General features: G+C 32.7%; 13 protein-coding genes. 4 read left to right on the top strand and 9 right to left on the bottom strand.

What is annotated here, in order from left to right; all coding sequences use genetic code 11:
- The first annotated feature begins 59 nt into the window (after positions 1–59).
- Positions 60–263, top strand: coding sequence for a hypothetical protein (locus MKX66_RS05740; protein ID WP_002189898.1), 204 nt, complete (start codon positions 60–62; stop codon positions 261–263).
- Positions 264–340: 77 nt separating this feature from the next.
- Here the strand turns inward: MKX66_RS05740 and MKX66_RS05735 are convergent, their stop codons facing one another.
- Complete coding sequence (locus MKX66_RS05735; RefSeq protein ID WP_002142141.1) at positions 341–1201, bottom strand: DegV family protein; 861 nt, start codon at positions 1199–1201, stop codon at positions 341–343.
- A 285-nt stretch (positions 1202–1486) separates the two neighbouring features.
- On the opposite strand from MKX66_RS05735, the gene MKX66_RS05730 reads away from it, so the two are divergent.
- Positions 1487–1858, top strand: a complete 372-nt coding sequence (locus MKX66_RS05730) for a GNAT family N-acetyltransferase (RefSeq protein ID WP_326997303.1) — start codon at positions 1487–1489, stop codon at positions 1856–1858.
- A gap of 363 nt (positions 1859–2221) precedes the next feature.
- Here the strand turns inward: MKX66_RS05730 and MKX66_RS05725 are convergent, their stop codons facing one another.
- The 3 genes from MKX66_RS05725 to MKX66_RS05715 all read right to left on the bottom strand — a co-directional run bounded on the left by MKX66_RS05725 (position 2222) and on the right by MKX66_RS05715 (position 5698).
- Positions 2222–3511 (bottom strand): BC_2427 family protein, encoded by a 1290-nt coding sequence (locus tag MKX66_RS05725; RefSeq protein WP_341085771.1) that lies wholly within the window; start codon positions 3509–3511, stop codon positions 2222–2224.
- Between the two features lie 127 nt (positions 3512–3638).
- Positions 3639–4334, bottom strand: a complete 696-nt coding sequence (locus tag MKX66_RS05720) for a CsxC family protein (protein ID WP_002013348.1) — start codon at positions 4332–4334, stop codon at positions 3639–3641.
- A gap of 593 nt (positions 4335–4927) precedes the next feature.
- Entirely contained in the window at positions 4928–5698 is a 771-nt protein-coding gene (locus MKX66_RS05715; protein ID WP_088292051.1) for a GNAT family N-acetyltransferase, read from the bottom strand.
- Between the two features lie 490 nt (positions 5699–6188).
- Between MKX66_RS05715 and ycaC the strand changes: the two genes are divergently transcribed.
- Positions 6189–6824 carry an isochorismate family cysteine hydrolase YcaC gene (ycaC, locus tag MKX66_RS05710; protein ID WP_193653673.1) on the top strand — a complete coding sequence of 212 codons (636 nt, stop codon included), beginning with the start codon at positions 6189–6191 and terminating at the stop codon, positions 6822–6824.
- A gap of 542 nt (positions 6825–7366) precedes the next feature.
- Here the strand turns inward: ycaC and MKX66_RS05705 are convergent.
- The gene (locus tag MKX66_RS05705; RefSeq protein ID WP_326997294.1) at positions 7367–8149 is read right to left on the bottom strand and encodes a BC_2878 family exosporium-associated protein; all 783 of its coding nucleotides are present in this window, start codon (positions 8147–8149) and stop codon (positions 7367–7369) included.
- Between the two features lie 412 nt (positions 8150–8561).
- Here MKX66_RS05705 and MKX66_RS05700 point away from each other — a divergent pair, with 412 nt between their 5' ends.
- The gene (locus MKX66_RS05700) at positions 8562–8882 is read left to right on the top strand and encodes a hypothetical protein (RefSeq protein WP_002032538.1); all 321 of its coding nucleotides are present in this window, start codon (positions 8562–8564) and stop codon (positions 8880–8882) included.
- Positions 8883–8936: 54 nt separating this feature from the next.
- Here the strand turns inward: MKX66_RS05700 and MKX66_RS05695 are convergent, their stop codons facing one another.
- From MKX66_RS05695 to MKX66_RS05680, 4 genes are read right to left on the bottom strand one after another with little or no spacing between them, the layout of a single operon-like run.
- The gene (locus MKX66_RS05695) at positions 8937–10472 is read right to left on the bottom strand and encodes an MDR family MFS transporter (RefSeq protein ID WP_193653674.1); all 1536 of its coding nucleotides are present in this window, start codon (positions 10470–10472) and stop codon (positions 8937–8939) included.
- A 23-nt stretch (positions 10473–10495) separates the two neighbouring features.
- Complete coding sequence (locus MKX66_RS05690; protein WP_061674101.1) at positions 10496–11203, bottom strand: polymer-forming cytoskeletal protein; 708 nt, start codon at positions 11201–11203, stop codon at positions 10496–10498.
- A 25-nt stretch (positions 11204–11228) separates the two neighbouring features.
- Entirely contained in the window at positions 11229–11939 is a 711-nt protein-coding gene (locus MKX66_RS05685; protein WP_215589779.1) for a bactofilin family protein, read from the bottom strand.
- A 13-nt stretch (positions 11940–11952) separates the two neighbouring features.
- Positions 11953–12576, bottom strand: coding sequence for a YhbD family protein (locus tag MKX66_RS05680; protein WP_002189908.1), 624 nt, complete (start codon positions 12574–12576; stop codon positions 11953–11955).

Genomic DNA, 12576 nt, shown 5'->3' with positions numbered 1-12576 from the left:
TTTTTCATACTAAATAAAAGTTTGTCGAATTATTTAGTAAATATGAAAGGATGACAAATATGATTGTAAAAACAAAAAAAGATTCAACACGAAAAATGGCAAGATATGTTGGAGGCGCTGCTACTCTTTTATTGCTAGCATCCTTCCTTTATCAGTGGAACAATGGTTTAGTAGTTGATGATACTGAAACATTTGGTTTCATACTAGCCTTCACTGGTTTCCTATCTACCTTCATACCTACTAAAAAGAAAGTTACTAACTAATATAAAATTACATATTTTTCATCCGCATAAAACAATTATATTAGAATTAAAAAAGGATTGATCAAAAGATCAATCCTTTACTCTACTTCATTTAAGAAGAACAATGTTAACGCACCAGGTCCTGTATGCGCTCCGATTGCAGCTCCAATTGTATTTACGATAAATACTTCACAGCCGAATCTTTCGGTAATTAATGCTTTTAATGCTTCGGCAGTTTCTAAATCATCACCGTGAGTCATACCGATTGTTTGACCTTTAAGGTCTTTCCCGCGCTCTTCCATAATATCAACAATTCGGCTTAATACTTTCTTTTTCCCTCGTACCTTTTCAAGTGGTACAAGTTTTCCTTCATCCACATTTAAGATTGGCTTAATGTTTAGCAAACCACCGATGAAACCGGCTACTTTACTTAAACGTCCACCTCTAACAAGGTACTGTAAGTCAGCTACAGTGAAGATATGCTCCATATGCTCCATTAGAAAAGCGACTCGGTTTAATATCTCTTCTTTTGATGCACCCTCTTTTGCCATTTTTGCAGCCTCTAATACGACAATACCTTGACCGAGTGAGGCACATTTTGTATCGATAATTTCTAAATCTAAATCAGTGTATGTTTCTTTCACTTCTTTTTTTATGAGAACTGACGATTGATATGTACCAGACAATTCAGATGAAAAAGCTAAATATATACAAGGGTTACCTTCTTTTGCATAGGAAACAAATTTTTCTTGGAATGTTTCAAGTGAAGGCAATGACGTTTTATAAACTGCGCCTTCTCTCATTTTTTGCAGTAATGTAACTGATTTTAATGTAACCCCATCTAAATACTCTGTTTCTGCTTCATCATATACACGGAGTGGAATTAAATCTATATCATATGCTTGCAGCAATTCTACCGGTAAATCCGCCGCACTATCCGTAATGATTTTAACACCCATTTTTAAACCTCTATTCTGTTATAAATATAAAAAATATAAAATAAAAATAGTACTTTTAAATTATATACGTAAAACTTAAATGAAGAAAGGAAAAGACTTTATATTGTATGCACTATTCTTCAAAACTTGAACTGCAAATAAAAATGATTTCATTTTAACCTCTTTTTACAAGTTATTACACTGTGTATAATGAGAATATTATATTTTTTCTGAGGGAGGATACATATGAGCATTCAACTAGCTATATATAATGATTTATAATGGGTTAATAATCATTATGAATCGATAGGATTTGTACCAAGTGATTTAACACGAGACACAGTTGCGATCATTACATATAACAACGAGTATGCAGGTGTTGGACGTTTAGTCCAAATAGATGAAGGTACTATTGAAATGGGTGGAATTTTTATTCTCCCTAAATTTAGAGGTCTACAATTAGCTGGGCAACTCGTTTCATTTTTAGTACAAACTGCAAAAAAATTACAAATACTAAATGTGTATTGTCTTCCTTTCGAGGAACTAGAAAACTTTTATAAAAAATATGGCTATACTGAAGTCGATACTACGAAAGAAGTTGTCCCCCCAATTATTCTAAAAAAATATAATTGGTGTTTGGAAAATTACGATAAACATGTTTTACTATTTAAGTTGTGAGTTTTGTAAAAAAGGAGTCAATGCACTTTGTATTACACATCAGATTATACAAGCAATTATCTGTGAACTAGCTTCTTTATTCAAACAACATATACGCCACATTTTATACCCGTTTTTAATAAGTGTTAGCAAGTTCGTTGACAAACTTGTTAGCACCTTTTCAAAACTTAAACCTGAAGAAATTCATACAATTAAGTAACTATCCTAGCTAGCAATAATATCATCCTTCATAAATATTAAAGTGAATTCATTGAGGATAAACCGTTTGGAGGATATTCTATAGCACTGAATGATTTACAAAAGATTACGCATTGATACGCTACGAATAAAAATAATGAGCTAATCAAGGGAATATAATCATTTTTATGTAATTCGCACTTGTACTTCCTGTTCTTGTATCACTTGAATGATTAATTCCAATACAATATTTTGTACTAACTGATACACATTGTCATGAAATGTACTTTGTTCTGATATGTATTCAATACATTGATATATATATCCTTCTACCAATAAGCTCCCTTTTTCAACTGTAAATTTATTTTGTCCATTCTTTTTTACTTTTGGTACTAAAAATTCGGTTTTTGTCAAAACAATCTCCTGTTCCACCTCTTTTATTCCTATGACTTTTTCTGTAAATACCACTTTTTCTCGTAAACTAATTTCACCTTTATATCTTCCTATTTCTATTGGTAGTCTGGCTGTTATATAATTACTTACTTCTCCCCCATTTTCACTCTCTAATATTATGCTGTGAATAGGAATCCATGAAGATGTCTCTACCTTATTCTCTTCATTATTCCCTTTAACTTTTTGATTATATAATTCAACAAGCACTCTCTTTTCATGAAGATTTAAAGAAACTAATTTACAATAAGCCTCCGAATGATACTGTTGCACTGTAGTTAATAACTTAGAATCTAATTCACGCCCCTCCGCATCTTTTTCATTTCGAAATACAAATGCATCTTGATTTTTCACATTTATTTTTGGAAATACTTTAAAGCTAGACACTTCTGAAATAATAGAAAATGGCGTTTTCACTACCATTGAATGCACTGAAGTCTCTATTTTTGATCCTAAACCTATACTTTCTCTCTTTGATTCAGTTTCTTCACTTTTTTTCTCTGATTCATTTGCTACTTCTACTTTCTCTAATCCAATCACTTTATTTTCTTTTGCTGGTTCAGTCTCTTCACTTTCTTTGTTTGATTCAATTGCTTTTTCTTCTTTCTCTAATTCTCTTTCTTCATATTCTTTTACTGATTCAATTTTCACCTCTTCTTCCTCTAATCCAATCGCTTTATTTTCTTTTGTTAATCCAGTTTTTTCACTCTCTTTCTCTATTCCAATTACTTTATCTTCTTTTTTTGACTCTGTTTCTTTACTTTCTTTCTCTATCCCCATTGCTTTATTTTCTTTTGTTAATCCAGTTTTTTCACTCTCTTTCTCTATTCCAATTACTTTATCTTCTTTTTTTGACTCTGTTTCTTTACTTTCTTTCTCTATCCCCATTGCTTTTTCTTCTTTTTTTGACTCTGTTTCTTTACTTTCCTTTTTTTCTCTTATTTCGCGCGAATCATCTTGAACATTCAGCATTTTCCATTTGTAAACTTTGTTCCATATTTCCTTACCAACCCATGGCTTATTCATCACCATCCCCCCATCTGATGAAATTCATAAAAATATGCTTTTTGTACGCGACCATTCCATCATTATATATGTTTTATAATAATAAAAAAGACATTGTCTTTTTATTAAAGACAATGCTTTTTTAGTCTTATACTTGTACTTGTTGTACTTGTAAAACTTTTAAAGTAAGATCTAGTACAATTTTTTCACGAAGAGTTCCAAATGGCTCGTTTAATTCTGTTGGACAAGGTGAAAAGTCTAATTCGAAAAATTGTGCGCTTACTAATTCACAATATGGTTGTTCATTATAAAAAACTGTATTTTCGAAGAAGTATTTGTCTAAACGTGGTAAATCACCATTTTTAGGATTAATAAAGTGAGATGTAGTATCTGAGGAAGAAGCTACTACAGCTTGTGATAGAAAATCAGCTGCTGTTAAATCTGCAAAACCAGAAAATGGAACATTTGCAATACGATCATATAGCACTCCATTACACTCATCATTTGCATATTCAATATTTTTACGAATATATCCTTGTACAAATAATTTTGCTCTTGTAACTCGGCGGTAATTTGTACCTGGTACTGGAGTAAATGCTACAGGAACTAACTTACATTGTGTTAAAAATACATTTTTTAACACACGTTTAATCTCAGTTGCTGGAGGATCTAATGAAATATCAGATTCTACAACAATTTGAATTGTTCTTTCTGCTAATACAACTGGTATTTTTACAATCGGTGTTCCTGGAGTAAGAATTGGTGTTGCAGCTGCATCACTTAATGGCGTTTGAGTTTGTCCATCTACCTGACATGGTACATTAATTGGGCATTGTTCGCTCATATTTTATAATCTCCTTTATACAATATTTTGGAGTTTTTTAACTCTCTATACTGTATATGTATCTCTTCTATTAATGCGTGGGTTTGTATAATAGTTACTTTCATCATTTACAAAAAAATAGCAAATTTAGTGTTAGTTAAACACACATAACTTAATATATTAAGCCTTTATGATTATCTATCTATATAAAAAGAGAATTTCTGAACCCTCATCGTGGAAGTAGGAACTGATGTGTTAATTATATTCACTAGTAATAGAAGAAAAATCAATATTAGTATCACTCTACTGTTGAAAAAAATAAAAACCGACTAAAAAAAGTCGGTTTTTATACCCAAATTCTTGCGGAATCCCTTCATCCTTATCATTAATATCATTGTTTTATTCTCAAATTTTTCACTAAAATTTATCAACTCTTCTTAGGAAACCAATCTTGTCGTCATTCTTTTCCCTTAATTTCATTTATTAACATCTCTTTTAATACCTTTTTATCTTTGGATAGTTTAGTTTTTGTTTGCAATTATAAAAAATAAGACTACTAAACGTTAATTTACTAGTCTTATGACATTGTACAATCCGTACACGCTCCCGTTCATTCACTTATTATTTGCAAAATAAGTATCATATGCCTTATCAAAAACATACCCTAGCTTTTCTGCTAATTTGACAGAAGTACTATTCGCTGCGTCCCAGTTTGGATACCTCCCCTTTTCTAAACAATCCAATATTAAGGTCGCACAAACTACAGTTGCCAATCCCTTTCTTCTATGATCAAGATCAGTAGCAACTTCAATTTCAATACCATCATTATAAATACTATATGATGATGCACCGCATACGACTTCTCCATTATACAAAATGCTATAACCTATACCTCGATTTACATAATCATCTATTGATCGAAATTGACTTGTAAAATCTTCAGAAACGTTGTGTAATGTTGGATTATTTGCGATATGCTCATCTATTTTTCTTAATTCATATCCTTTTGGAAGTGCAGTTATAAAAGATTGTAATTTTGAGCGATTAAACACTTCTGCATTTCTTTTAAATTTATATCGTAAAAACTTATCTATTTTTCTTTCATGGAATGTTTCTAAACGCTTTTTCCATTGATCACTATTTACGATTACTAAAATTCTTTCAGGGATGTTACGTAATAACTCTTCTGTCTCTTTTGCATTTGGATCCCCAGCGTAAAATGTGAAAATCCCTACCGTAATTTGCGCTACTGTCGGGTTTTCAAGATCGTTCACCCAGGCATTGCCCATATGTCCTTGTAAATAAGAAAGTAGAACAACATTATTAAAATCCTCGAACATAGAAACTAATTTTTTTCTTGTATGTATTTTTGCCTCATATATCATTTACATTCCCGCTTTCTTTAAAATCAACTAGACTCAACATTTTCATGAGTTAACTTTTATTAGTATTCTTATACACACTTATTTATTATCTAAGTAAATGTCTATGAAACTCAACTCTAAAATATCAAATAATTATAAATTATACGTAAATTCAATTTTATTATAACATCTAATTTCATTGAAATGATTTACCAATCAAGAATTGCTATTTTCAGATTCATTTTAGTCCTCATATCTCATTTTCTATTTACAGGTAAAAACATTATTATTCACAAATAATAGATAGCATTAGGACCATACCACATAGCTATCCACTCAATTAATACATTGTTTCCCAAAACGAAAAATTTGTAATTCCTCAATATGAAAATACATACATCCCGATATTCTAATGAAAACTATTTGTTGATAAATTTTTGCATGTATACCAAATCAAGATAAATAACTGTAAGATTGATTTGTAAATAAGCTTATTAAGGGGGATTATAAAATGTCTGATTTGTATTCTCGTCTTTCAAAAAGTGATGCCGCGGTTCTTCTAGTGGATCATCAAACAGGTCTTATTTCCAGTCTAGTGCGTGACTATGGTGTTGATGAATTCAAGAATAATGTTTTAGCTCTTGCGAATACCGCTAAGTTTTTTGATTTACCTGTTATTTTAACAACTAGCTTCGAAGACGGTCCTAATGGTCCACTCATGCAGCAATTAATCGAACTATTTCCAAATGCGCCTAAAATAGCGCGTCCTGGACAAATTAACGCGTGGGACAATGATGAATTTGTAAAAGCTATTGAAGCAACGGGTAAAAAACAGTTAATTATCGCAGGTGTCGTTACTGATGTTTGTGTTGCGTTCCCAGCTCTATCAGCTATAAATGCAGGGTATGAGGTATTTGTTGTAACGGATGCATCTGGAACTTTTAGTAAACAAGTTGCTGATGCCGCTCTTATGCGTATGGCTCATGGAAGGGTGCAACTAATGAACTGGTTTAGCGTTGCAGCAGAATTACAACGTGACTGGCGAAATGATGTTGAAGGTTTCGGAGCTTTACTTGCTAAGCATCTTCCAAGTTATCAAAATATCATTGGAAGCTATATGGGGGCTCAAAGAGAGCTTAGCAAGTAAAATCTTAATATAAAATCAGAATTGGTATTGTATTTTCGTTAACTTGATGGCGATATATGGTAACAATGATGACTAATTATTCCTAATAAAATTCACTCCCAAAAAAACTTACAGCAGGTATTTACATAATTAAAAAAAGGGCTGTCGTAGCAGCCCTTTTTTTAATTATTTTACTAATATTGTATAATCGCCTACTCCACCGCTATATTTATTTACACTTAAATAAATATCCCTTGCAATTGACTTCTTTCATATTTTGTTGCGTAAGCAGGGTACCTAATTTGCATGTTTATGGCAGTGACGCATTAAGAAATAACACGTATCAATTGATAGTACAAACCAGCCTATTTCCCGCTACTACGGCCTATACAGTATAGAAAACAATAAATACCTTTACTTTCATTAGTGTATCTAAAGAGAAGCTAAAAAGTTTCCGATTCTACACAATAAATGGTTAAATTCAAATGTAACAATATTTCATTTAATCATTTTTATGTAAAAACCCTCATTATAGTGTACGAGGGTTAATTACGATAAATACGTTATAACTCCTTCTTAGAAATGTAAGATTCCGTCTCACCATTTTTATATATTCTAGTTAACTTAATAATTGAATTGTACATCATACTATTGTCGTTAATAATCTCTTTTTTCATCTCTTCTATTTCGGCATTTCCAGTTCCACTCTCTATTTTTAAACAGTTTGAAATGTTGAGGTATCCATTTGATGCGAAAAGAATGATAAACGTAATATCAGGGAAGTTAATAAACAGTAATCCAAATTTCAATGGATTTCCAGTTATATCCGATAAGATTAATCGAAAATCTAACAGTTCAGGTACCGGAACGAAATCTTTAGAAACAATCGCTTCACCTACTATAGTAATTTGCTTTCCTACATTCCCAAGCTCATCTACAAATTCAATACATCTAGGTGGATCAATCGTTGTTGCCTGTAAAGATAAACTTAATTCAGGATTATTAAAATCGAAGAATAGTGTACTTCCCTCATTTAAACAATGTGGACAAACATTTCCAAGTAAACTGAATTCATCTTCAATAAATTTAACTTTCGTTTTACAACTACAAACTTTCCCTATTCGAATCGCATCAATTCTTGAACAATCTACAAATATTACCTCACTGTCTTCTTGTGCAAACGACACTATACCTTTTATCTCATTAAATGAAATAAAATAAGATACAACTATTTCGTTTCCGTCTATTACAATACTCTCAACCCTAGAATAAGGATGTAAACTTTTCAAAAATTCACATATACTATTTTGACAACATTGACAATCACGTTTCGGCTCACAATCCACTGATTCTCCATTCCTTTCCTATATGTTTTACCTAATAAATATAATATGAAAGGTATGTAAGAAAAGCTTGGACAATATAACTCTAATATTAGTCTAGATAAGTATACAGACATATGCCTGTCAAATTAAGAAACTCATCGTTCCTCAAATAAGTAATAAAATATATTTTTCACTATAAATGCATATAACAATTTCATCTTTCAACAAAAAAGCGTTATAATAAAGTGAAACTTCTATTAGCGGGGAGCTTTATCTCCTACTAATGGTTAGCCCTCACCAATCGGGCTCTTACGGGCAGTTATCTCCTGCCGTCCTCATCATTTGCTTCTTCACCTTGAGGCAGGAGTCTACTGCTCGTTATTGCGGGATGAATTGCAGCCTCTAAGATTACGTAATAAAGGAGATTAAAACAATGACTAAAATTAAAGTATATCAAGTAAAAGAAGAAAATATGGAAGCAGTAAAAAACATCATTGATGTTGAGGAACAAAACCCAACTGCTGAGAACTTACAAAATCTATATACATGTGTATTAGATACTGAAGATATGGCATTACCTGAATCATACGTTGAAGAAGATATCTTAATTGATTCTATGGAAGTTATGGTTAACGCTTCTCAAAGCAAGCTAAGAGACTTAGGTACATATGATGTAATCGAAGTTCAAAACAAAGGTAAGAAAACACAAATTTTATTATTAGCAGACGAAGAATACGAAATTATCGAAGGCTAATTCGACTCCGTACATAAGAAAAAGCTCCTTTCAAAATTGAAAGGAGCTTTTTCTCTATGCTTTTGATGTTTCACTTTTCACCTTGTTTTGTTCTTTTTTATATACCATGCGCTCATTTCCCATAAAGAAAACGAATACGAACGCTAAACTTGCGGGGACTAACGCCCACATAAATGTCTGAACGATTGAACTAGAGAGAGCTTCAATAATTTTATCTAATATTTGCGGCGGAATTTGAGATCTTGCCGATTCTGATAGAATAGCTCTTGAATCTCCTAAAGCGTTTGTATTCATTCCCCCGCTCATATCTTTAAACGATTCTTCTAATTGATCCTGGAAACCAGTTCTTTGAATCATTCCGAAGATTGTAATACCAAGTGTCATACCTAATGAACGAATGAAGTTACTCGTTGAGGTCGCAGAACCGCGTTGCTCCATACCGAAGTTATGAATAGCAGCCATACTTAGTACAGAGAATGAGAAACCAACTCCAAAACCGATAATAACCATATAAATTGTTAATAATATACGACTTGTTTCTGGCGTTAATGTACTTAATAAGAATAATCCGATTAGCATAATTACAGCAGAAATAATCATAATGTTTCGGTAGCTAAGTTTCGATGTTAAAAATCCACCTAACTGCGCTGTAACTACTGATCCTAACATCATTGGTAATAACAATAATCCTGAGTTTGTTGCCGTACCACCGTATACACCTTGAATAAATAACGGAATGTACACAGTTGCTGACATAAATGCCGCCCCGTAACATAAGGCAATAATTGTACTCATTCCGAATAGACGTTGTTTAAACATCTCAAATGAAATGATTGGTTCTTCTACTTTTCGTTCAATAACAATAAAAGCAATTACTAAAATAGCGAACCCAGCAAATAAACTTAAAATAAAGCTAGAATCCCAATCATACTTTTGTCCGCCTAATTCTAAGGCGAACATTAAACAAACTACTGCACCAACTAAAGTAATTGCGCCAAACCAATCAATCTTTTGTTCTCTATGAACTCGTGACTCTTTATAAAATAATGTAATAAAAATAAGTGCTAAAATTCCAAGTGGTAAGTTAATATAAAACACCCAGTGCCAGCTAATATAATCCGTAATATATGCGCCAAGTAATGGCCCGAAAATACTTGATAAACCAAATACTGCTCCGAATAAACCACCCATTTTCCCGCGCTTTTCTGGAGGGAAAATATCAAAAACGATAGTAAATGCGATCGGCACTAGTGCCCCGCCGCCAATACCTTGAATGGCACGATAAATACCTAACTGTGTAATATTTTCAGCAGTTCCACAAAGTGCCGAACCAATCATAAATACGATTAAACCGAAAATAAAGAATCTCTTTCTACCATACATATCTGATAGTTTACCGAAAATCGGCATACCTGCCATTTCTGCGACCATATAGGCAGAAACGACCCATACAAAGTTTTCAAGGCCTCCTAAATCACCAACGATTGTTCCCATCGCTGTTACGACAATGGTATTATCCATTGATGCCATTAAAATCCCTAGCAATAAGCCCGCCACAACAAAACCGAGCTTATTATTCTTCTCAACCATAACCTTGCTCTCCCTCATACTACTTATATTTGTTTATGTTCTTTTACGACTGCATTACCTTTCTGATTAAAACTAGTATGATATTCTACTACACTAATTTCACAGCCAGGGCCAATTATAACATGATTTCCTCTTACTACGTCTGCTATTGTATGTTCTAAATAAATATCATCCCCTTCAATAATTGATGTTTGAAGGCTTCCTGCATGACTTGTAAAAGGTATAAATCTCGCTTTTTTACGTACTGTAATCTTTTTCCCACCGATTTCTCTCACTTTACTTCCTTCATAACGAAGTGAGATTTCAATATTTTCAGCATTAAGCAAACCATCACTTTCAAGACCACCAGTTAGTAATAATTCCTCTACTTCTATATCTCCCATTACATTTAAAGCGCCTTTCACATCTACGAAATCACCGGATAGCTTCCCTTTAAATTCTATCATACCTCTAACTTTTGTTTTATTAATTTGTCCGTCGCCTTGTACTTGGGCATTGCCATATACTTTTACATATTCCGCCTCCATATTCCCCTGTACTTCACTATCTCCATACACGACATAATTTTTCGCTTTCATATTGCCACGTACTTCACTCGTACCATACGTTTTAAAATCATTACAACTCATATGATTAGAGATTGTTCCTTCGCCGCGTATCTTTACTTTGTTATAATCTCCACCTGCTGAGCTACCTGATCCATTTACAGTAAGACTATGTTGATTTTCCATACCGATTCCTCTCTCCCTTTTAAACTTAAACTTGCTTAATTTCTTTTACATTTGCACTTTTATCAATAGTAAGAACCCCAGTATATTCAATTAGTTCAATCTCACAGTTCGGCCCTACAGTAACATTGTTTCCCCTTACTGTTTTAATGTGAGCATAATCAATATCGATATTGTCACCTTCTAGCAGTTCAGCTTCTAACTGTAAGCCAAATACTGTTTTAAATAGTCTACTAAAAGCACTCAATCTATGTTTTACTTTAATGGTTTGGCCACCAATTTCTTTCGCTCTACATGTACCATGAATATTTATATTAATTTCATCTGCGCTTAATAATCCACCAACTGTAAATTGCCCTTCTGAAGAAAAAATATCAACTTCACAATTACCATCAATCGTCGCTTGACCATTGATTTTAAATTCTTCACCAGTTACATTACCACCTATCGTCCCTTTTCCTGCAATTTTTAAAGTGGTCGCCTTTACATCTTGTGTAATTGTCCCTTTCCCATCGATTCGCATCATTTCCGCACTAACTGTACCCTCAACTTTACCTGATCCGCTAATTCTCGCATCGCTACTTTTCAAATCACCAGTAACAATTCCGTAACCATTACATTCAAATTGGTCGCACTCAACGTTTCCATTAACAGTTCCTTTTCCATTTAGTTGCACTTTATGAAACTCTCCACCGTTTGATGAACCATATCCGTTTATAATTAAATTTTCTGTACGCATTATTTCTCCTCCACTACAACAGTTTAGTTTTTAATGCTTCGGTATATTTCATAATTGCTACACGTAAAACAATCTTTGTTCCCTTTTCAAAAATTAAATCCTCAACGCTTGATACTAAGAAGCATGTAGAAATCCCTAACTTCCGAATAATAACTAAGTCACAATTTTTATGTTTAATCGCTTCATAATTTTCACGTAAAACTTGTAAAACCATTTTCCCTTCTTCTAAGCTAACGTCTCCTGATTGAAGAAGTTCTTCTAACACGTATACATAAAGAATATCTGCAAATTGAAAATCTGCCGTTTTGTTCGTTTGCTCCATGAAAAATTGTAAAACAGGTTCTGATGTAATTTCTTTACGAATGAGATCTTCCTTTGCTAAAAGAATCTCTGTTACGCTTGGTGAAAACATATTTGCCAATTCATCAAGCGATAGATCCTCTTTCATCGTTTGAATTTTATCAATACGCTCTAATATCTTTTCTTTCGGAAAAAATGTTTCCTGACCTGTGAACGTTGACTTCCGTACAAACCAATCTTCCGGTATTAAATTTTTTCTCTTCCACCTATATAACTGTCCGTATGAAATACCAGTTAACTCTAATAAATCTTTTTTTGAAATTAAATCTGTAATCAA

The sequence above is a fragment of the Bacillus sp. FSL R9-9530 genome (genome assembly GCF_038008145.1).
Lineage (GTDB): Bacteria > Bacillota > Bacilli > Bacillales > Bacillaceae_G > Bacillus_A > Bacillus_A mycoides.
This window is presented reverse-complemented; position numbering and strand designations above follow the sequence as displayed.

Coding starts and splice junctions, on each gene's coding strand:
- MKX66_RS05685 (WP_215589779.1), bottom strand. CDS start 11,939: ATGCGTACAGAAAATTTAATTATAAACGGATATGGTTCATCAAACGGT.
- MKX66_RS05735 (WP_002142141.1), bottom strand. CDS start 1,201: ATGGGTGTTAAAATCATTACGGATAGTGCGGCGGATTTACCGGTAGAA.
- MKX66_RS05700 (WP_002032538.1), top strand. CDS start 8,562: ATGACTAAAATTAAAGTATATCAAGTAAAAGAAGAAAATATGGAAGCA.
- MKX66_RS05715 (WP_088292051.1), bottom strand. CDS start 5,698: ATGATATATGAGGCAAAAATACATACAAGAAAAAAATTAGTTTCTATG.
- MKX66_RS05720 (WP_002013348.1), bottom strand. CDS start 4,334: ATGAGCGAACAATGCCCAATTAATGTACCATGTCAGGTAGATGGACAA.
- ycaC (WP_193653673.1), top strand. CDS start 6,189: ATGTCTGATTTGTATTCTCGTCTTTCAAAAAGTGATGCCGCGGTTCTT.
- MKX66_RS05690 (WP_061674101.1), bottom strand. CDS start 11,203: ATGGAAAATCAACATAGTCTTACTGTAAATGGATCAGGTAGCTCAGCA.
- MKX66_RS05695 (WP_193653674.1), bottom strand. CDS start 10,472: ATGGTTGAGAAGAATAATAAGCTCGGTTTTGTTGTGGCGGGCTTATTG.
- MKX66_RS05725 (WP_341085771.1), bottom strand. CDS start 3,511: ATGAATAAGCCATGGGTTGGTAAGGAAATATGGAACAAAGTTTACAAA.
- MKX66_RS05740 (WP_002189898.1), top strand. CDS start 60: ATGATTGTAAAAACAAAAAAAGATTCAACACGAAAAATGGCAAGATAT.